Below are 20,082 nucleotides of genomic sequence, written 5' to 3' on the forward strand. Positions count from 1 at the left end.
GCGGTGCGGATTGCGGCAAATGCCACGATCGAGCCCTTAAAACCCCTTCGGCAATGCAGGAATTCACCCATTTGGTGCAGGTGCAAATTAGAATTCCGGAATGCTTAGACGCCGCTTTCTGACCAGCCTCGGCAGCATGGCCATGCTGACGGCCTTGCCCGGCTGCAACCCCGCAAACGCGCTGACAATCGGCATCCAGCCGTGGCCCGGCTACGAGCCCTTGTATCTGGCCGAACATTTCGGCTGGCTGCCTTCGACTGTTGCGCTGCACAAGCTGAGCAGCGCAAGCGAATCGCTCGCCGGCCTGCGTGCCGGCACGCTGGACGGCGCGGCGCTGACGCTCGACGAGGTACTGGCTGCGCGGGCCGAAGGTCTGCCACTGTCCGTCATTCTGGTGATGAACGAGTCGGTTGGTGCGGATGTCGTGCTGGCGCGTTCCGACATCGCGAGCCCTGCCGAGCTGCGCGGACGGCGCATTGCGGTGGAACGCTCGGCAGTGGGGGGCATCGTGCTGCACAAGCTGCTCGCGGCGGGGCAGTTGCTGGAGAGCGAGGTGACGGTGGTCGATCTGCCGCACGATCGCCAGGTCGCCGCATGGAATGACGGTCTGGTCGACGCGGTCATCACCTACGCGCCAAGCGATGCGCTGATCGAGCGCGCCGGCGGACGGCGCATCTTCGACAGCCGTCAGTTTCCAGGCACGATCTTCGACGTGCTGGCCGTGCGCGACGACCGCATGCGCTGGCGCACAAGCTGCATTCGCGATCTCATCACCGCGCATCTGCGTGGGCTCGAGCACCTGCGCGTCAGCCGCGACGACGCCACGCGCCGTATCGCTGCCTGGCGCGGCCTGAGCCTGGACGAAACACTGCGTGCGTTTGCCGGATTGGCGCTACCCGATCTCGCTCAAAACCGCCGCATGCTGGCCGCGGACGGCACCCTGCAGCGGGCTGCCGAGAATCTATCCGGCATGCTTTCGAACGGCCGCTCCGTCAATATCGACAACCTCATTGACGCCAGCTTTCTACCCGACAAGGTGAAGCGGGCATGACAAGGCTGCTCGTCCGTTGCCTTACGGTGCTGCTGCTGGCAGCACCGCTGCTGGCCGATGCCGCGCAGACGCTTGTGCTCGGCGTCTTCGCCTTCCGCCCCAAGCCGGTCATGGTCGAGCGCTACCAGCCGCTGGCCGACTACCTCAGCGCACAGCTGCCGAACGCCACGGTCGAGTTGCGCGTGCTGGAGCAGGACGAACTCGAACAGGCCATGGCGCAGCACCAGCTCGACCTGGTGCTGACCAACCCCAGCCATTACCTCATCGTACGCAGCCGCGACAGCCTGGGCGGCGTGCTGGCCACCGTGATCAGCCGCGAAGACGGCACGCCGATCGAATCGCTTGGCGGCGTGATCATCGCGCGGGCCGACCGTGCGGATCTGAACACGCTGACTGATCTGCGTGGGCAGCGCATCGGCATTCCCGGATTGCGTTACCTCGGCGGCTACCAGACTCAGGCGCTGGAACTCATCGACGCCGGCATCGATCCGGAACGAACCATCGACCGCGTCGTTCTGGGGCGCCACGATGCGGTCGTCAACGCCGTGCTGGACGGCGACGTTGATGCCGGCTTCATCCGCACCGGCATTCTCGAGAGCCTCTCCGCCGCGGGCCAGCTCGACCGGTCCGAGCTGAAAGTCATCAACCCGCAAGCGCTCGCCGGTTTCCCCTACGCCATCTCGACCCGACTGTATCCGGAGTGGCCGTTCGTGGCGCTATCCTCGGTCGATCACGACGTTGTCCGTCGCATCACCACCGCGCTGCTGACGCTGCATCCCGAGCATCCGGCGGCGCGCGCAGCGCATCTCGGTGGCTTTGCGCCGCCGGCTGATTATCTGCCGGTGGAACAGCTCGCCCGCACGCTGCGCATGCCGCCTTACGAGGCCGCGCCAACCATTTCTCCGCACGACGTGTGGGAGCAATACTGGCCGTACCTGGCCGCCGCAGTGGCTGCTGTTGTGGTGATCTCCGCGCTGCTAATGCAACTCTCGCGACGCAACCGCCAGCTCGTGCAACTGATGCGCGAGCGCGATCTGGCGCAGTCCGGTATAGAGCTCGCAGCCAGCGTGTTCTCCCATGCACGCGAGGGCATCATCATCACGGATGCCAACCAGCGCATCATGGACGTCAATGAGGCCTTCACCCGGCTGACGGGCTACAGCCGCAGCGAGTCTGTCGGCAAGGCGCCGCAGATCTTCAGCTCCGCGCGGCAGAGCGAGGCCTTCTATGCCGCCCTGCAGAGCAATCTGGCCGAACATGGCTACTGGGAAGGCGAGATCTGGAGCCAGCATCGCTCGGGCGAGGAGCGTGCCCATCTGATGACCATGACGGCGGTGCGCGGGCCGGACGATGCGGTGTCGCATTTCGTCATGCTGCTCGTCGACATCACGCGCCAGAAGGAAATCGAAGCCCAGCTCAAGCGCAATGCGCACTACGACGCGCTCACCGGTCTGCCCAATCGCGTGCTGCTGGCCGACCGGCTCAACCACGCCATGGCGCGGGCGCGGCGCGGCGACCGCCAGCTCGCGCTGGCCTACATCGATCTGGACGGCTTCAAGGAAGTGAACGACCGCTATGGCCACCAGGCCGGCGATCACCTGCTGGTGGTGCTGGCCGATCGCATGCGCACGACGCTGCGCGAGAGCGACACCGTGGCGCGCTTGGGCGGAGACGAGTTCGTCACCGTCATGGCCGACCAGACCGATCAGGCCGCCAGCATTGCGCTGGTCCAGCGTCTGCTCGAAGCGCTGGGCTCAGCGGTGCCGTATCAGGGAGAAATGCTCCGGGTCTCGGCCAGCATCGGGCTGGCGTTCTTCCCGCAACAGGCCTCGATGGACGCCGATCAGTTTCTGCGTCAGGCGGATCAGGCCATGTACCGCGCCAAGCTGTCGGGCAAGAACCGCTTCCATGTCTTCGGCGGCGACGTCGACACCACACCAGCCTGAATCAGGCCGGCTTCCATTTGATGTTGCAGCCGATACCCGGCTTCTGCTGTATCGACACCGGCAGGCCCGCCAGCACCGCATCGGCGGCCGCACGCAGGTCATGCCCGCTGGGCGGGATGTCATTGCCCGGGCGGGCATCGTCGAACTGGCCACGATAGACCAGCCGACGCGAAGCATCGAACAGGAAGAAGTCCGGTGTGCACGCGGCGCGGTAAGCACGCGCCACGTCCTGACCCTCATCGCGCAGGTACGGGAAGATATAGCCGAAGCGCGCGACCTCGTCCTTCATGCGCTCCGGCCCGTCGGCCGGATGGCTGGTCGCGTCGTTGGCATTGATTGCAATTACCGCCAGACCGCGCGGAAAGTAGTCACGCGCAAAGCGCGCAAGCTCCTCGCGGATCAGATGAACATACGGACAGTGGTTGCAGATGAAGGCGACGAGCACCGCATCGGCCGTCGCATAGTCGTCCAGCGCCACCAGTTTGCCGGTGGCGGGTTCAGGCAGACGGAACGCCGGAGCTGGCGTTCCGAGTGGCAGCATGGTCGATTCGACCAGTGCCATGCTTCAGTCGCCCGACGGCAGCACCGGCTCCCAGTGCATCGAGTACGGGCGCTCTTCCGGCCGCACCGACAGGTCGAGCTCCTCGTTGCTGGTCTGCTCCGGATCGAATCCGGGCGGCGGCGTCTGCGGCTGGTATTGCATGGCCTGCGCCACCACCGGCACCTCAGCCGAGGGCGGTGCCGGGCGGAAGACGTTCTGGTGAATCACGAACAGCGTGGCCGTAACCAGAAAGAAAAAATTGGCCCGTTTCAGGCGGCTTGTGCGCGGATCGATCTGCTTTTGCTGGATTTTCATGGTGCGAGCCTCATGGGGCGAACGACACGATTGTCTGCCCTGCACGCCCATCCACGCAAGCTCCGTTACTGCCGCGGCCAGTCGATGCGCAGGCCGCCGTCCCCCTGCGCACGAGCCAATCCATGCAGCAGCCCGGGCAGAATGCGCATCAACTCGGTATCGCCGGACAGATCGAAACCCGCGCGCAGACTCCCGTCACCGCCGCGCTCGCCGCGTCCGTCCAGACGCAGCCGGCTGTGCGGTGCGCTGACCAGCCGCAACGCCTGCGACTGCGCCGCGAGCGCCACCGTGGCGCGGTAATCCCCGAGCCGACCGCCTGGCAGGATTGCCGTACGCACGCCCTCCAGCACCACCTCTCCACCACCCCGACAAACGCCGTGCCAGTCGCAGTGCAGGCCCTGCCCCTGCACCCGCAGCCGTCCCGCCCACCCCGCTTGCGCCAGCGGATGCGATACCGATGCAGCCAACGGCCCGAGGGGAAGTTCCAGCGCCACGGCCTCGATGGCAAGGCCGTCCTGCCGCAGCAGCGCGTGCGCTGACGGTACGCCGTCCAGTGCCAGCATCCAGCCGATCCCGTCCAGCCCCGAGCGCTCGAAGCGCCACGACACCTGCGCCCAGGGGATGAGCGCATCGTGCCCGTCGGCCGCTGCCAGATGACCGCCACCGCGCCAGATCGACCCCTCCGGTTCAGCCATCCGCAAACGACCGTCGCTGACCTGCCGCAACGCCGCATCGACCAACACCGCCGGGGCCGTTACCAGCACGCACACCAGAGTGGCCAACATCCACCCGGCCCAGCGCATCATTGCGCGGCCCCGTCGCGCCAGGTGAGCAAGAGGTCCAGCGCGCCGCCGTCGAACTGCGCCCGCACCGGACGCAGCCGCAGTTCAGCCTGCACGACGGCCAGCCACTCCACCAGCTGCGCCAGTTCGGCTCGGCCGCTCACGGCCAGACCGCCCTCCACCGGCGTCACCTGCACCTCCAGCCCCCGCGCGGCCGCGGCCGATGCCACCGCCGACGCAAGCGTCTCCGGGCGAACTGCGGCAGCCGCCGGCAGCGTGCGCAGACGCATCAGCTCGGCGGCATCGTCCTGCATGCGTGCCAGCGTCGCCTGCGCTTGCGGCACTGCACGCGCGAGACGGCTGCGCTCCTTGATCAACGCTTCGAGCAACAGTCCGCCCACCACCACCAAGCCCACCAGCAAGGCGACGCGCAGCACATCGCGTTCGCGCGGCTCACGAGCGGACCACCATGCGCTCGCATGAGCGATCCAGGCATTCGCGGTTGTCTTCATCGCACGGCCCCCATCACCACCCGACGCCCCTCGATGCGCGCGCTCACGCCCGCCGTTGCGAGACGTCCTGACAAGGCCGCGGGCGGCTCAGCGGCCAGCTCCAGCCGCAAGCTGCCTTTGGCGTAGTCCAATTTCGTGGGCAGCGCTCCATCCGCCTCGACATGCGCCGCCATCAAACTCAGCATGTCCCCGGCAAGCAGCTCGCCGCGGGCCTCACGGGCCTCGTCCAGCGCACGCCGCAACTGCACCGGCGGCACCACTGCCGGCGTACCCGGCACACTGTCGGCAAACACGCGCGTTGTGCGCTCGAGCAGCGCAGCGTGGTTAATGCGCTGCACCACCAGATCAGCCAGCGCCACCGTGGTCCACAGCGCCGCCGCCAAACCGGCCAGCACAAGTGGCCCGCGCACGCTGGTCCAGCCATGGCGACGGGCGCGTGGCGCGAACTCCCCGCTCAGCAAATCGGCCGCCGGCCGGGGCGGCAGCCACCACGCACTCGCGGGCAGACAATCCACCGTCAGCGCCCAGCTTGCCTGCAACGCCGAAGCGATGGCGCGCGCATCGTCCGGAGCGGCATGCAGGGTCAGCCGCGAGGGCGGCCCGGCGGTCGGGCTGCCATGTTCGAGGAAGTCGGCCACGGCCTGCACGACGCCGTCCGCGGTGCCGTCGCCGCGCTCCATCACATAGGCAACGTGCTCTCCGCAACGCAACACCGCGGAGGCATCCGGCGCGAACGACAGGGTCCACCCGTCGGCCTCCGTTGGCGCGGTGTGCAAGACGCTCCAGGCCTGTTCAAGCGGCCGGCCCAGCGACTCGAAGGCTGCCACCACCTGGCGCAGGCGCGACCGTGAAACGGTCAGCACGCCGGTGCGGCGCCCTTCACCGGCCTCTTCGGCGGCACGTCTGTGGGTCACCACCAGATGCTGGCTGTCGGGGTCGCGCAGCAAGCGTTCCTCCAGCGCGTAGGCGAGCAAACGCGTCTGCTCGCGCCTTGCGGCCGGCGGCAGCACCACTTCCTGCCAGACGCACTGCGCGCCGCCCAACACAGCGACGCAGCGCTCGGCTGCCGGCCAGTGCTGCGGCTCGCTGCGGCCACTCGCGCAGACGCCGCAACGCGCGTCGAGGGCCACCCAATCGGCGCTGGCCGGCTGCGGCCAGTGCTCACTGACGAATACGATGAGGCGGTGATTCATGGGCTTTTCATCCAGAGAATCGTCGGCCAGCCGCGGTCGCGGTCGACGAGGGCTTCGATGCGGGTGACGGAGACGCCGTGTCGGCCCTGCACGGTGATACGGAAATGGCGGCTGCGCACATCGGCCTGCGCTGCGTCGGCGAGGCTCAGCCCCTGCGGCAGACGGGCCTTGAACTCGCCGGTGCTGCGAAACCAGGCGCGCTCCCGACCGGCCACCAAGGCCCGCGCCACGTCCAGTCCAAGGCCGGGCACCAGTGCCGCCAGCACCTCGGGTGGCGCCGTATTGAGGTTGATGCGCGTGGGCGTCGGCAGCGCAGTAGCGACCGCATCGAGGCGCTCGAGCAGCGCCGCGCCGAAGCCGGGTTGCGCGCCGAGGTCGGCGACCTGGCTCAGCGGGCCACGCGTCGTCAACCGGGCGACCAGTTGCAAAGCGGCCGACTGCGCCCGCGCGGGCGGTTCGCCCAGCAGCGCCAGCAGACGCACGAAGCGCTCGACGGCGGCCGCGTCCGACTCGCCGCCGGGCGCCAGGCTGTTGAGGTTGAACAGGCCGGAGCGGTCTTCGATGTAGCCGGAGATCGTGCCCTGCGTCGGATCATCAAACAGCGGTGTGGGCGGAATGCGGATCGCCCACGGTTCTCCGGCGTGATCGACCGGGCTGTTGTGCCCGTCGTCGGCCAGCACATGGCGCGCCCAGTCCACCGCCCCCAACGCCAGCTGGCGCGCATGCGCATGGTCGGCGCGCCCCTGCGCCACATCGACACTCAGCGCCAGATCGGCCAGCGCCGCACTCGCCAGCATCGACGCCAGCCCCACCGTGAGCAGCGCCAGCACCACCGCTGCGCCGCGCTGGCGGCGCTCAGCGCAGGGCGAAAACGCGCGTGATCGTGCCGGCATCGCCAAGCTCCAGTTCAAGGGCCAACGCTTGCGGCAGCGCGTCTTCGCCTGCCTGCGCGGGAGGCCATTGCGCGGCCCATTCACCGTCGTGCAGGAAACGCCAGCGCAGCGCGTGCACGCCGTTGAGCAAGGGCACCACCTCGGGGGCCTGCTCGCGCTGGCCGTCGGTCCACAACAGCCAGTCGAAGCGGCCGTCCTGCGCACGAAAAGCGCTGCGCGCTGCGCCAAGCCCTTCGCCCAGTGTGGCGAAGGCCAGCGGCTGAGACGGCACTGCGTCGGCGCCACGCGCGAAGGCGTCGGCGGCCGGCAGCACAGCCGCCAGCTCACTCTCGACACGCTGCAAAGCCCGGCCGATATCACGCCAACGCGCGAGCTCGTCGCCGATGGCGGCACGGCCGTCCACCATGTGCGCTGTCGCGCGCCAGCACAGCGCGCCGATCACGCCGAACAGCGCCAGCGCGATGAGCAGTTCGATCAGGGTCAGTCCGCGCTGGCGCCTCATCCCGGCGCCCTCGTGGCGAAGCCGCCGAGCTGCGTCAGGCGGCGGCGTCCGCTGGCGTCGAACACATCGACCTCGACGCGCCGGAAGAACGGATTCTGGGTGGCCTCGACGCGCTCGCGCCACACGAACACCGTGCGCGCCTGCTCGACCCGACCCTCGCTTACGCCCAGCCGTGGCCAGCGGCCTTGCGCGCGCAGTTCGGCCAACCGGTTCTGCGCCACCCAGTCGGCCAAGGTGCGTTCGCGCAGCGCCGCTGCGGCATCGGCGCTGCTCCCCAGCGCGTTCAGCGCCGACACCAGCGCCACCGCCACGATCAGCAGCGCCACCAGCGTCTCGATCAGCGTGAAGCCGCGAGCATGGTTCATGGCATCGGCACCGGCGCGGCGTGCGTGACGCGGCCGTTACGGTCGGACACCAGGCGGTGGCGCCGGCCGCCGTCGAGCAGCACCAGTTCGAACGGCGCGGCACGCTGGGTCAGCACCGTGCGCCGCTCGCCACCGCCCCACGCGAGAGCGGACGGCAGTTCGCGCGACACGAACAAGGGCGGCTCATGCAGTGCCCGCCAACGCCCGTCGACGTCCAGTTCACTGAAGCGGTAGGCCCCCGGCACACGCTCCAGCGCGATTGGGCGGCCGCGCGCGGCGGCCCGCTCCACACCGGCTTCAAGCGCCATGCGCAGGCGCTCGATGGACAGGTCGACGTCATCGCGCCGCGCACTGTCCACCGCCAGACTCACGCCCCCGAGCGCGATGCCGAGGATGCTCAGCACCACCAGCACCTCGATCAGCGTGAAGCCGCGCTCAGGGCTGCCAGGAACCGACATCGGCATCGAAGCCTTCTCCGCCGGCAAGCCCGTCGGCGCCGAAACTCATTACGTCCACCTCACCCTGCAGACCGGGGCTGAGGTACTGGTAAGGCGTGCCCCAGGGGTCCATCGGCAGCCGGTCCAGATAGGGCTTCCAGTTGGGCGGCAAGGGCTCTGCGGTGGGCCGCTCGACCAGGGCGGCGAGCCCTTGCGCGGTCGTCGGGTAGCGGCGGTTGTCGAGGCGGTAGAGCTTGAGCGCCTGCATCAGCGAGGCGATGTCCTGGCGCGCGGCGGTCACGCGGGCCTCGTCCGGCCGACTCATGATGCGCGGCACCACCAGGGCGGCGAGGATGCCGAGAATGACGATCACCACCATCACCTCAATCAAGGTAAAACCGCGAGCGCGGCGGGCAAGACGAACGGGCATGACTACCTCAGGACGGTGTTGATTTCGATGATGGGCTGCATCACGCCCAGCACGATGAGCAGCACGAAGCCGCCCATGAGCAGCAACAACAGGGGTTCGAGCAGCGTGGTGAGGGTGGCGGTGCGCGTTTCCAGCTCCTGCTGCTGCAGCGCGGCAGCGCGCTCGAGCATGGCTTCGATGCGGCCGGTGGCTTCGCCGCTGGCCACCATGTGCACCAGCAGCGGCGGAAAGGCCCGCGTCGCCGCCAGCGCGCGCGACAGCCCGGCGCCTTCGCGCACGCGGGCGGTGGCAGCGGCCACGGCATCGCGCACCGGCAGGCGCGCCACCACGCGGCCACCGGCTTCGAGTGCCGCCAGCAGCGGCACGCCACTGGCCACCAGAATGGCCAGCGTGCTGGCAAAGCGTGTGGCGTCGAGCGTGCGCAGATGGCGTCCCAGCAGCGGCAAGGCCAACAAGAAGCGGTCGGCGCGGCGGCGCACCGTCTCGTCACGCAGCAACGCCACCGCCAGCGCCCCCGCGGCGCCCAGCACTACCAGCAGCAGCCAGCCCCAGTCACGCAGGAAGTTCGATGCCGCGATCAAGGTGCGCGTGAGCAGCGGCAGGGTGCGGCCGCCCTGCGCAAACACGCCCACCACCTGCGGCACCACCCAGATCATCAGCGCGGCAATCACCAGCACTGCCACCAGCGCGACGACGGCTGGATAGACCAGCGCCTGCAGCGTCTTGCGGCGCAGGTCCCCGCCGCGTTCAAGGTGATCGGCCAGCTGCTGCATGACGCGCGCCAGTTCGCCGGAACGCTCGCCGGCCGCCACCGAGGCGCGGTACAGCGGCGGGAAAGCCGTCGCGTGGCGGTCGAGCGCGGCGTGCAGGCTGAAACCCGCCAGCACCTCGGCGCGCACGCCGGCCAGCAGGCGACGCACAGCCTCGCGCTCGCTCTGTTCGATCATGGCCGCCAGCGCCGCTTCCACGGTCAGACCGGAAGCCAGCAGCGTCGACCACTGGCGCGTCAGCAAGGTCAGCTCGGCCAGCGGCACGCGCGCGCGCAAAGCGCCCGAGCGGCCGCCGCCGAGCCCGGCGACCTCCAGCGGATGCAGGCCACGCTCGCGCAGCAGGGTGCGTGCGCCGCGCGGGCTGTCGGCATCAATGACACCGCCTTGTTCGCGGCCGTCAGCGGCCAGGGCGCGGTAGCGGTAGGCAGCCATGCGGGTGCTCCGTCAGCGGCGCATGACGCGCTGCAGCTCGTCTTCGCTGGTGCGCCCGGTGGCCACGTGGCGGCGTCCGTCGTCACCCAGGCTGCGGCTGCCGTGCTGGCGGGCCAGCGTACGCAGGGCATCTTCGTCACCGCCGTCGCGCACGATGCGGGTCAGCGCATCGTCAAGCGTGACAAGTTCATAGATGCCGTTGCGTCCGGCATAGCCGGTGTGGCCGCAGGCGGCGCAACCGACGGCCACGCGCGTGCCCGGTACCTCGCCCGGCGCGCTGCACGCTTCGCACAGACAGCGCACCAGCCGCTGCGCCAGCACGCCGCGCAGGCTGGAGGCGAGCAGAAAGGGTTCGATCCCCATGTCGAGCAGGCGGGTGACGGCCGAAACCGCATCGTTGGTGTGCAGCGTGGCCAGCACAAGGTGGCCGGTGAGGCTGGCCTGCACGGCGATGCGGGCGGTTTCGGCGTCGCGGATCTCGCCGATCAGGATCACGTCGGGGTCTTGCCGCAGGATGGCGCGCAACGCGCGGGCGAAGTCGAGCTCGATGCGCGGATTGACCTGGATCTGGCCCACTCCGGGCAGGTCGTATTCGACCGGATCTTCAACCGTGACGATGTTCAGTGAGCCTGCATCGAGTGTCTGCAGGGCGGCATACAAGGTCGTGCTCTTGCCCGAGCCGGTGGGGCCGGTTACCAGCAGGATGCCGTGCGGCTCCCCCAGCAGCGCCTGAAACTGCTGGCAGGTGTCTGGCGCCATGCCGAGCTGGTCGAGCCCGATGCGACCGGCACGCGGATCGAGCAGACGCAGCACGAGACGCTCGCCGTGCGTGGTGGGCAGCGTGGACACACGCACGTCCACCTGCCGCCCGGCCAGTCGCAGGCCGATGCGGCCGTCCTGCGGCAGGCGTTTCTCGGCGATGTCGAGGTGCGCCATGATCTTGATGCGCGAGGCCATGGCGGCGTGCAGACCGCGATGCGGGCGCGCGATGTCACGTAGCACGCCGTCGCGGCGCAGGCGCACCACCGATTCGCGCTCGAAGGGCTCAATGTGCACATCCGACGCGCCTTCGCGCACTGCCTGCGTCAGCAGGGCATTGATGAGCCGGATGATGGGCGCATCGTCCTGACGCTCGAGCAGGTCTTCGACCGCCGGAAGCTCGGTCATCAACTGATCGAGGTCGACCTCCTGCCCTACGTCGGCCACCACCTCGGCGGCCGTGCCGTTACCGGCGCTGTAGGTTTCGGCCAGACGGGCGTCGAAGGCCGCGCGCGATACACGCGTGACGCTCAGCGGCACACCCAGTTCACGGCGCAGTTCCGCCAACGCGGCGGGGTGGGCACCCTCGCGCGCCCACACTTCGGCGCTGGCCGCGCCCAGTGCGGCCACCAGCACGCCCTGACCGCGGGCGAAGGCGTAGGGAACGGCTGAACCGCTCACCGCGCCACCTCGGTAGGCATATCCAGCAGCACCGCACGCGCCTCAGCGACGGGAACCACCACGGCGGTCTCGACCGGCGGCAGTTCGGGCGGCGGCTCCTCGCCGCGCATCAGATCGCCGGGTCGGGCGACGGCGCGCTGCTGGCCGATCACGTAGTCATAGCGCGACTGCGTCAGCGCATCGTAGCTACCGGCATCGCGCAGGATCACCGGGCGCAGGAACACCACCAGATTGGTCTTGGCGCGCTTGCGCGTCTCGTAGCGGAAGAGGTTGCCGGCAATCGGCAGGTCGCCGAGCAGCGGCACCTTTTCCTCGCCGAGCGCATAGCTGTCTTCGACCAGGCCGCCCAGCGCGATGATGGCGCCGTCGTCGACCAGCACCATCGATTCGATGGAGCGCTTGGTGGTCACCGGGCCGCTGCCGGCCACCGTGTCGGCGTTGCCGATGACGGCCGACGCCTCCTGGAAGATCTCGAGCCGGATCGCGCCGCCCTCGGAGATCTGCGGCTTGACCTTCAGCGTCAGGCCGACGTCGCGGCGCTCGATGGTCTGGAACGGGTTGGTCGGCGTCGTGCCGCCGCCGGTGTTGGTGTACTGCCCGGTGACGAACGGCAGATTGCGCCCGACGACGATCTTCGCCTCTTCGTTGTCGAGGGTGATGATGTTGGGCGTCGACAGGATGTTGGCGCGCACCTCGTTCTCGAGGAAGCGGGCCAGCAAGCCCAGACTGAGAATCTCGCCGATGCCGGGTACGTTCACCGTGCCGCCGCCGAGAATGAGGTTCAGGCCGTTACCAGGCAGCGAAGTGTTGCCCGAGGCGTTGCCGGCGACCAGGTTGAACAGGTTGCTGTTGCCGCTGCCGAATCCGGTGCCGCCGACCAGACCGCCCGAACCGATCTTGGCGCCGCCCATCCACTGGATGCCGAATTCAGCCGCCCGCTCGGTCGATATCTCTGCCACCAGCGCCTCGATGTAGACCTGCGCGCGGCGCCGGTCGAGCTGCTCGATGACGCTGCGCAGGCTGCGGTACACCGCGTCCGGCGCGTTGATGATGAGGGCGTTGTTGACCGCATCGGCCTGCACGGCACCGACACGGCCGGTGGCTTCGGTGCGCGCCGTGACCGGCATGCTGCCTTCGGCGCCGGCAAGCGATGCCGTCCCGGCGCCCGGCGCCTCGCCCGACAGCGCTGCATTGAGCGTGGCCGCCACCTGGGTGGCATCGGCGTTGCGCAGGTACACCACGCGCAGATTGCCGCCCGCACCGGGCCGGTCGAGCGTGCTGACCAGGCGTCGCACCTCGGTCACCTGAGCCGGCGAGTCGGCCCGGATCAGCAGCATGTTGGTGGCCGGCTCCGCCACCACCTGCGGCGGCGGCACACCACCGCTCGCCGCACCGGGCTGGGCGGACAGCAGGCGTGTCACCAGCGGAGCAAGATCGGCCGCCACCGCATGCTGCAATTCGATCACGCTCAAGCCGTCCTGGCCGATGTCGATGCTGGCAACGATGGCGGCGATGCGCTCGACGTTTTCGGCGTAGTCCGTCACGACCAGCGAATTGTTCGACGGAAACGCCGCCACGGTGTTGTTGGACGTCACCAGCGGACGCAGCACGGCGGCAAGCTGGCTGGCCGATTCATGGCGCAGCGCGAACACCCGCGTCACCATCCGGTCGCCGCGCAGTCCGACGTCGCTGTCGGCCAGCACCGGCACGGCGTGCGTCTTGGCGTCCGCTTCCGGAATGATCTTGGTGACGCCGTTCTCCTCGACCGCCGCATAGCCCTGCAGACGCAGCGCCGACAGCAGCAGGGCATAGCTGGTATTCGCCGGCACCGGCGTGTTGGTGACCAGATCGATAGTGCCCTTCACGCGCGGGTCGATCAGGAAGTTTCGCCCGGCGATGCGGCCGATGGCCTGCACCACGGATTCGATCTCGGCCCCGCGAAAATTGAGTGACACGCTGTCCTCGGCCGACCACGACAGCAGCGGGAGGAAGAGGGCGACACAGACAAAGCGGCGCAGCACGGCGAAGGGAAGCATCAGCGGGACTCGAAGTGATCGGATCAGTCGGAAGTGGCAGCAGCCGTCGCCGGCAGGGGCACTGCAGGTGCAGGCAGGCGCTGCCCGTCAAGCACCACGGCATCCGCCTCGATACGCTCGACACGGCGCCCGTCCGGCAGCGCCTCCCCGACACGCAGCGCCAGCACCGCGCCGTCGGGCGCACGCAACAAGGCAAAGCCGGGAAGGTTCTCGAAGCCGGTGGCGAGTCCGATCACGCGAAACTGCGCGCGCTGCTCGATCGCTGCCGCCTGCGCCCGCTGCAACGGTGCGGCGCGCGCCAGAATGGCGGCCGCCGCCTTGCGCGGATCGGTTTCGTGGCGCGGCACGGCCGCCACCGCCTCGGGTGCGGCAAAACGCCACCACAAGCTGGCCGTCACCCACGCCGCAAACAGCACGGCGAGCCCCCAGCACAGCGGGAGGAGCAGGCGACGAACAAGCGGAAATGAAGTCATGGCGCGGCATGCGGCGAGGAACGTGGCGCAGTCTGACGCGCCGGTGTTGCAGCAACATGACTGCAACACGCGTGCTGCAAACCATCCGCCAGCGGCATGAAAAAGGGCCGCCCTGTGCGGGCGGCCCTTGCTCAACTCAGCGCGTACGGAGGTTCAGACCCCGATCTCGCCCCCGTCGTCACGCGTGATGATCACCGTTGCGCAACGCGGACGCGGGCCGGACGAATCGACCGAGGTGTAAGGCTGCGCACGATCGGGCCAGTTGCTGGTGAAGTTGCCCACGCCGGATTGCTCGCCCGGGTGCTGCATGTTGATGAACATGGTGCCCAGATCCGGCGTCATCGCGATGCCGGTGGTCTCCTGCTGCAGCGGCCCCTGATAGAAGCGACGGATGCGGCCGGTCTGCGGCTCGGCCGCCAGCATCTGGTTCTCGCCGAAGGGGCCACTGGTCTGCTGCGAACCGCTCATGTCGGTCTGGATCCACAGGATGCCGTTGGGGGCTACCCACAGGCCGTCCGGGCTGGCGTGGATGGAATCGGCATCGAGCGGATTGGCGGCATTGCCCAGCACGCCGCTGTCGCTGTCCGGACCGGAGAGCACGAAGATGTCCCACTGGAAGCTCGTGCCGGAATGGTCGTTGTTGTCTTCACGCCAGCGGATGATGTGGCCGTAGGGGTTGGGCGCACGCGGGTTGGCAGCATCGGCCGAGGCGCGGCTGCTGTTGTTGGTGAGCGTGAAGTACACCTCGCCGGTTTCCGGATGGACCGTGCCCCATTCCGGGCGGTCCATCGGCGTGGCGCCCACGGCATCGGCGGCCAGACGCGTGTTGAGCAGCACATCGCCCTGGTCGGAGAAGCTCACCGAGGCATCAATGCAGGCCTGCAGGAAGTCCGGATCATTGAAGTCCAGCGCCAGCCAGCGGCCGGAGCCGTCGGAATCGAAGCGGGCAACGTACAACGTGCCCTCGTCGAGCAGGCTGCCACTGGCGGTCGCGGCCGAGTAGTTGTTGCGCGTGACGAACTTGTAGATGTATTCGTTCTGCGAATCGTCACCCGAGTAGAAGGCCATCGGGCGGCCCTCGACCGGCGGAGCAAAGACACAGCCCTCGTGACCGAAGCGGCCCATCGCGGTGCGCTTGATCGGCGTGGAGTCGGGGTCGAAGGGGTCGATTTCGACGATCCAACCGAAGGTGTTGCACTCGTTGCGGTAGTCCTCGCTGGAGTTGGCACCGGTGATGGCGCAGTTGAAACGCTCGGTGGCGTCACCCGCCACGGTTTCCCAGCGGTAGCGACCGTTGGACGACGGCACGCCGTATCCGGTGTGCTCGCGCGGGCGCGAGGCGTCGGCATTCACGAAGTAGCCAGCCCAGTTTTCCTCGCACGCAAGGTAGGTGTTCCACGGCGTGTAACCGTTGGCGCAGTTGTTGAGCGTGCCGCGCGTGGCCGTGCCTTGCGGGCTGTACTTGGTGACGACCTTCTCGTGACTGCGCACCGGCCCGCGCAGCGCCATCGGCGTAGCGCCGGTGATACGGCGGTTGTACTGGCCGCGCACCACTTCCCAGACGCCACCGACGTTGCGCTGGATCTCGACGATCGCGACACCGTGCGCGGCGATCTCCTTGCGCACCTCGTCCGGCACCGTGCGCGCGCCGCTGACCACCGTCGGGCCGTTGGTGTGCAGGGTGTTGGGGATGATGTATTCGTGGTTCATCACCAGCAGGCCGTGCGTCGAGCTGCCGTTGATCGGGAAGAAGTGCATGCCGTCATGGCACTGGCCCATCTGCTGCTCCTGCTCGGCACCGGTGTTGCTGGCATCGCTCTGGAACGCCGGGTAGCTGCCGCAGATCGGCGTACCCCAGGGCAGGAAAGGCGTCGCGGTGTAGCCGGCCGGCACGGTGCAGGTGTCAGCCCGCGTGACGGGAATGGCATTGAAGCCGAGCACCGGTTCGGTGAAACCGGGGTTGGAACCGCCCCCACCACCACCGCCGCCACCACCGCCGAAACAGCCGGACAGCGTCGTACCGAGCGCCGATGCCGCAACGACCGCTGCACTACCCTTCATCAGGTTGCGACGTGACAGACGGATCTGCAGGACTTCGTTGAAGTGGGTGCTCTGTTTGGCGTTACGGTCGGGTTCGTCGTCGTAGGACTTGCTGTCATCGAGGTGACTCATGGTCAGATCGCTCCGGCTTCGGTTGAAAAGCCGTGAGGATGGGGCTCGATTGATACAGCAACTTTATGGCTGCGTGGCAGTACGATGACGCTTCGCACAAGCGCTGTAATACAAGCCTGGCTTACAAAAAAACGCGGGATGCCCGAAGGCACCCCGCGCTGGTCTCCCTGCCGGCAGCTTCAGGGTGCGATGGTCTGCTCGATGCGGTAGATCACCGTCGTTCCGCTGACCTCGTTGCCGACGATCAGCAGCGGTTCACCGGTCGGCGAGTCGTCGGCAGAAACGAACTTCAACCCCTCCGGACCCAGATCACCCACCGTTCCCAGCACGGTTTCCGGGTCGGATGTCCAGTCAGCACGGCTGTTGTAGTAGTCCACGAAAATCGGGGCAGCCGGATCGGTGATGTCGTACACCATGACGCCCCCCATGCGCTCCAGCCCAACGAAGGCGAAGGTCTTGTTGCCGAGACGGCCCACTTCGATGCCTTCCGGCTCGGGGCCCTTGGCATCGCTGCGGCTATCGAAGGCGTCGCCTTCGTCGTGGCCCGAGTTGAAGTAGGTGGCGCAGGGGATGTCGCGCACCGGGCCAAGGCGGCATTCGGCACTCGCCAGATACTGCTCGAAGGCATCGCCCGAATCCCACACCAGCGCACCGTCCGCGTCACGGATCGAGAACGACCGACCGCCGTAGGCATACAGGTTGTCGTACATCAGGCGATCACCGGACGGGTTCTGCGCGCCGGTCGAATCGAACATCACCGGGTTGCCGCTGCCATCGGTGCGATAGCCCATGGTCCACGTGATGTTGAGGCGACCGAGCTGCTCATCCGCACGACAGGCAAGCGGATCACCTGCAACAGCACCGCACCATGCAAAGGTCGTCGGATTGAGCAGGGCGCCGCCCGCCAGCAGGTCGAGTTGCGGCGGCAAGTCGTCACCCCGACGGCGCGGGAAGCCCGAGGTATGCACCAGGTGCTTGACGCGGAATTCCTCGACAAAGCCAAGGCTGGTGTCACCTGTACCGGAACCATCGCCCCAGTAATCGTCGTTGTCCTCACCCCAGGCGCGCGCGTCACCCTCGTTTGCCAACACCAGGTAGTCCTGACCGTTGGCGCGATAGCTCACGATGGCGTCGGGCTGGTACATGCCGAGCACGCCCGGACGCACTGCGATGTCGATTTCTGCGGGGTCGTCGCTGGCATCAATACCGTTACCGGGCAGGCCAAGATCCTTGAAGCCCAGCGGCAGGATGGCAGTGATGGTGGCCGAGGGGATGTCGAGCTTCGCCAAGGCGTTGTTCTCCTGCAGCGTGATCCACGCCGTAGTGCCGTCGGCGGACACCGCGATGTACTCGGGCTCGAGATCCTGCGCCGCATTCGCGCCGGGGCCGTAGATGCGCACACCGGCGGCGCGCAAGCTGGCTTCCTGCCCGACCCAGTTACCGAAACCGGCGGTCCGGGCCACCAGGTTGCTCGGATCGCGCACGTCGATGATCGACACCTCGCCGACCGGATCGATCTGGTAGTCGTCACTCGGCTCGCCCTCGTTGGCGACCAGCAAGGTCTCACCGTCGGGGGTGAAAGTCAGCATGTCGGGCAGCGCACCGACCTCTATCGAGCCCAGCAGCGCCAGCGTGGCCGCGTCATACAACGCCACATAGCCGTAGTCGGTCTTGACTGCCGCCTGGATGGCGACGGCGACCATGCCGCCCGACGCGGCAACGCTGTTAACGACGGCCCCAGCCTCAATCACCGAAGCATCGATCTCGTCGAGCTTGACCGGCGCGGCCGGCGCAGACAGGTCGAGCACATCCAGCCGACCACTCTGGGCGTTAACCACAAAAGCACGCCGCGAAGCCTTGTCGAAGGCCGGAATTTCGGCTGCGGACTGCGCGAACAGGCCGGTCGAATAACGGCCGAGTGTGGACAGGCGGATGGAGCTCGGCGTCTGCACACCGCCCCCATCGCCGCCGCCACCACCTCCCCCGCCGCCGAAGCAAGCAGCGAGCGTGGAGGCTGCAAATATGACGGCCAGTGCTCGCGGCACCGGACGGGACATCAATGAACGATTGGTCATGGCTCGACAGGCTGTGGATGAAAGCACCGCATCCTGCTGAGCCGCGATGACGTAGCCGTTACCGCCGCATGACCATTGCGTGTCGTGTCATGCAGACCCTCGTCAATACAGCGTGTCGCGCTGACGCGCGGGCAGTTCGCGGTCGTAGCGTCCGGCGTCCACCTCGCCGGCAGTCAGCGCTTCAAGAATGCGCCCTGGCGTGGGGAGTTGCGCCCGCCGATCGGCCGGCGCTGGTTGCCACAACCCGGAGCGCTGGATGGCCCGCGCACACTGGAAGTACACCCGCTCGACGCGCACCTCCAGCACGCAACGCGGCGGCTTGCCGTGCATGGCAAAGCGGTCGAGCAGCGCCGGCGCCGTGCTGATGCGGGCCCGGCCGTTCACGCGCAAGGTCTCGCCGACACCGGGGATCAGGAACAGCAGCGCGATGCGCGGATCCTCGACCAGATTGCGCAGCGAATCCACGCGGTTGTTGCCGCGCCGCTCGGGCAGCAGCAGCGTGCGCTCGTCCTCGACCACCACGAAACCGGCGGGATCACCGCGCGGCGAAGCATCCAGCCCGTCCGGCCCGGCCGTCGCCATGATGAAGAAGGGCGAGGCCTCGATCATCTGCCGGTACAGCGGGTGAATATGGTCGATCTCCTTCTTCAGCGAGGGCGCAGCGACCGTGCCGAACAGCGCGTCGAGCTGCGCTTCGGTGGTGATGGTGTGGGCGTCGTCGTGCATGGTCATTTTCCTGTTGCAGGTTCCAGCAGCAAGGCCTCAAAAGCCAGCGCGGCGTGGCTGACCGGGCGCTGCGGCAGGCGCATGCGGTAGAGCTGGCGCAGCAGCGGACCCTTCTGCGGCAGCACGCGGTGCACGCGGCCCAGCGCGAGCTGATCGCGCGCGCAGATGCGCGGCACCAATCCCAGGCCGGCGCCGGCCGCGACGGTCTGCACGATGGCCTCATTGCTGCCGACTTCGATGGTCTGCGGCGCCACGATGCCCAGCCCGGCCAGCACCGAATCGGTGGCCTCGCGGCTGCCCGAACCGCGCTCGCGCACCACCCATAGCTGTTCGGCCAGCGCCGCCGGGTCCATCACGCGGTCGGACGGCAGATCTTCGGTACGCGCGACGATCACCACCATCTCGTCCTCACGCCACGCGCGCGTCTCGAAGCGCGGATCGACCACCGGCCCTTCGACCAGCGCCACATCAATGCGGCATTCCAGCAGTTCCTCGGCGATATGCGCGGTGTTGGCGCTGACCAGGCGCAGCGCGATGCCGGGATAGCGCTCGTGAAAGCGCGCCAGATAGGGCGGCAGCCAGTAGGTGGCGATGGTGGTGCTGGCGCCGATTACCAGCTCGCCGCGATCCAGCGCGCCGAACGAGCGAACCACCTCGTCGGCCTCGCGCTCGAGCGCGAAGATGCTGCGCCCGTAGTCGTACAGCAGCCGTCCCGGCTCACTCACCTCGAAGCTCCGCCCCTTGCGTTCAAGCAGCAGGGTATCGAGCTGGCTCTCGAGCTCGCGCACCGCCTTGGAGGTGGCGGGCTGGCTGATGCCCAGCGACTCGGCCGCGCGCGAGAAGCCACGCGCATCGACCACCGCCACGAAGATGCGCAGCAGGTTCAGGTTCATACATAACCTCAGGTAATGGATGCGTAACTTACCGCATATTTGCGCATGGATGCCACACCCCTACAGTGACGGAACTCTTCGCCATAACGATATTCCGC

General features: G+C 68.1%; 20 protein-coding genes. 2 read left to right on the plus strand and 18 right to left on the minus strand.

Features of this window, described 5'->3' with window-relative positions; genetic code table 11:
• Positions 1 to 100: 100 nt before the first annotated feature.
• The gene (locus AC6H0N_RS04565; protein WP_497572873.1) at positions 101 to 1,051 is read left to right on the plus strand and encodes an ABC transporter substrate-binding protein; all 951 of its coding nucleotides are present in this window, start codon (positions 101 to 103) and stop codon (positions 1,049 to 1,051) included.
• Complete coding sequence (locus AC6H0N_RS04570; RefSeq protein WP_497572874.1) at positions 1,048 to 2,997, plus strand: PhnD/SsuA/transferrin family substrate-binding protein; 1,950 nt, start codon at positions 1,048 to 1,050, stop codon at positions 2,995 to 2,997. Before AC6H0N_RS04565 ends, AC6H0N_RS04570 begins: the two co-directional genes overlap by 4 nt.
• Before the next feature lies 1 nt (position 2,998).
• On the opposite strand, the gene AC6H0N_RS04575 is transcribed toward AC6H0N_RS04570, so the two are convergent.
• From AC6H0N_RS04575 to AC6H0N_RS04660, 18 genes are all read right to left on the minus strand, one after another.
• Positions 2,999 to 3,559 (minus strand): thioredoxin family protein, encoded by a 561-nt coding sequence (locus AC6H0N_RS04575; RefSeq protein WP_497572875.1) that lies wholly within the window; start codon positions 3,557 to 3,559, stop codon positions 2,999 to 3,001.
• Between the two features lie 3 nt (positions 3,560 to 3,562).
• Positions 3,563 to 3,853, minus strand: a complete 291-nt coding sequence (locus tag AC6H0N_RS04580) for a hypothetical protein (protein WP_497572876.1) — start codon at positions 3,851 to 3,853, stop codon at positions 3,563 to 3,565.
• 65 nt (positions 3,854 to 3,918) lie between these two features.
• Complete coding sequence (locus AC6H0N_RS04585) at positions 3,919 to 4,638, minus strand: hypothetical protein (protein WP_497572877.1); 720 nt, start codon at positions 4,636 to 4,638, stop codon at positions 3,919 to 3,921.
• A 17-nt stretch (positions 4,639 to 4,655) separates the two neighbouring features.
• A complete protein-coding gene (locus tag AC6H0N_RS04590; protein WP_497572878.1) occupies positions 4,656 to 5,147 on the minus strand; it encodes a type II secretion system protein M in 492 nt (163 codons plus the stop codon).
• Positions 5,144 to 6,340, minus strand: coding sequence for a type II secretion system protein GspL (gspL, locus tag AC6H0N_RS04595; RefSeq protein ID WP_497572879.1), 1,197 nt, complete (start codon positions 6,338 to 6,340; stop codon positions 5,144 to 5,146). Before gspL ends, AC6H0N_RS04590 begins: the two co-directional genes overlap by 4 nt.
• Positions 6,337 to 7,233, minus strand: a complete 897-nt coding sequence (gene gspK, locus AC6H0N_RS04600; RefSeq protein WP_497572880.1) for a type II secretion system minor pseudopilin GspK — start codon at positions 7,231 to 7,233, stop codon at positions 6,337 to 6,339. The genes gspL and gspK overlap by 4 nt, the downstream gene beginning before the upstream one ends.
• Positions 7,196 to 7,735, minus strand: a complete 540-nt coding sequence (locus AC6H0N_RS04605) for a type II secretion system protein GspJ (protein WP_497572881.1) — start codon at positions 7,733 to 7,735, stop codon at positions 7,196 to 7,198. The genes gspK and AC6H0N_RS04605 overlap by 38 nt, the downstream gene beginning before the upstream one ends.
• Positions 7,732 to 8,100 (minus strand): type II secretion system minor pseudopilin GspI, encoded by a 369-nt coding sequence (gene gspI, locus AC6H0N_RS04610; RefSeq protein ID WP_497572882.1) that lies wholly within the window; start codon positions 8,098 to 8,100, stop codon positions 7,732 to 7,734. Before gspI ends, AC6H0N_RS04605 begins: the two co-directional genes overlap by 4 nt.
• Entirely contained in the window at positions 8,097 to 8,564 is a 468-nt protein-coding gene (locus AC6H0N_RS04615) for a prepilin-type N-terminal cleavage/methylation domain-containing protein (protein ID WP_497572883.1), read from the minus strand. The genes gspI and AC6H0N_RS04615 overlap by 4 nt, the downstream gene beginning before the upstream one ends.
• On the minus strand, positions 8,536 to 8,967 hold the full coding sequence (gspG, locus tag AC6H0N_RS04620; RefSeq protein ID WP_497572884.1) for a type II secretion system major pseudopilin GspG: 432 nt from the start codon (positions 8,965 to 8,967) through the stop codon (positions 8,536 to 8,538). Before gspG ends, AC6H0N_RS04615 begins: the two co-directional genes overlap by 29 nt.
• A gap of 2 nt (positions 8,968 to 8,969) precedes the next feature.
• A complete protein-coding gene (gene gspF, locus AC6H0N_RS04625) occupies positions 8,970 to 10,169 on the minus strand; it encodes a type II secretion system inner membrane protein GspF (RefSeq protein ID WP_497572885.1) in 1,200 nt (399 codons plus the stop codon).
• Between the two features lie 12 nt (positions 10,170 to 10,181).
• Positions 10,182 to 11,609: a type II secretion system ATPase GspE gene (gene gspE / locus AC6H0N_RS04630; protein ID WP_497572886.1), complete on the minus strand. Its 1,428-nt coding sequence runs from the start codon at positions 11,607 to 11,609 to the stop codon at positions 10,182 to 10,184.
• Complete coding sequence (gene gspD, locus AC6H0N_RS04635; protein WP_497572887.1) at positions 11,606 to 13,645, minus strand: type II secretion system secretin GspD; 2,040 nt, start codon at positions 13,643 to 13,645, stop codon at positions 11,606 to 11,608. Before gspD ends, gspE begins: the two co-directional genes overlap by 4 nt.
• 23 nt (positions 13,646 to 13,668) lie before the next feature.
• Entirely contained in the window at positions 13,669 to 14,118 is a 450-nt protein-coding gene (locus tag AC6H0N_RS04640) for an alpha-1,2-mannosidase (RefSeq protein WP_497572888.1), read from the minus strand.
• Positions 14,119 to 14,271: 153 nt separating this feature from the next.
• The gene (locus tag AC6H0N_RS04645; RefSeq protein ID WP_497572889.1) at positions 14,272 to 16,290 is read right to left on the minus strand and encodes a PhoX family protein; all 2,019 of its coding nucleotides are present in this window, start codon (positions 16,288 to 16,290) and stop codon (positions 14,272 to 14,274) included.
• Between the two features lie 179 nt (positions 16,291 to 16,469).
• Positions 16,470 to 18,365: a choice-of-anchor I family protein gene (locus AC6H0N_RS04650; protein ID WP_497572890.1), complete on the minus strand. Its 1,896-nt coding sequence runs from the start codon at positions 18,363 to 18,365 to the stop codon at positions 16,470 to 16,472.
• Between the two features lie 102 nt (positions 18,366 to 18,467).
• Positions 18,468 to 19,091 (minus strand): pyridoxamine 5'-phosphate oxidase family protein, encoded by a 624-nt coding sequence (locus AC6H0N_RS04655; protein WP_497572891.1) that lies wholly within the window; start codon positions 19,089 to 19,091, stop codon positions 18,468 to 18,470.
• Positions 19,092 to 19,093: 2 nt separating this feature from the next.
• Entirely contained in the window at positions 19,094 to 19,984 is an 891-nt protein-coding gene (locus AC6H0N_RS04660) for a LysR substrate-binding domain-containing protein (RefSeq protein ID WP_497572892.1), read from the minus strand.
• Positions 19,985 to 20,082: the final 98 nt, after the last annotated feature.

The sequence above is a fragment of the Pseudazoarcus sp. NS34 genome, assembly GCF_059703725.1.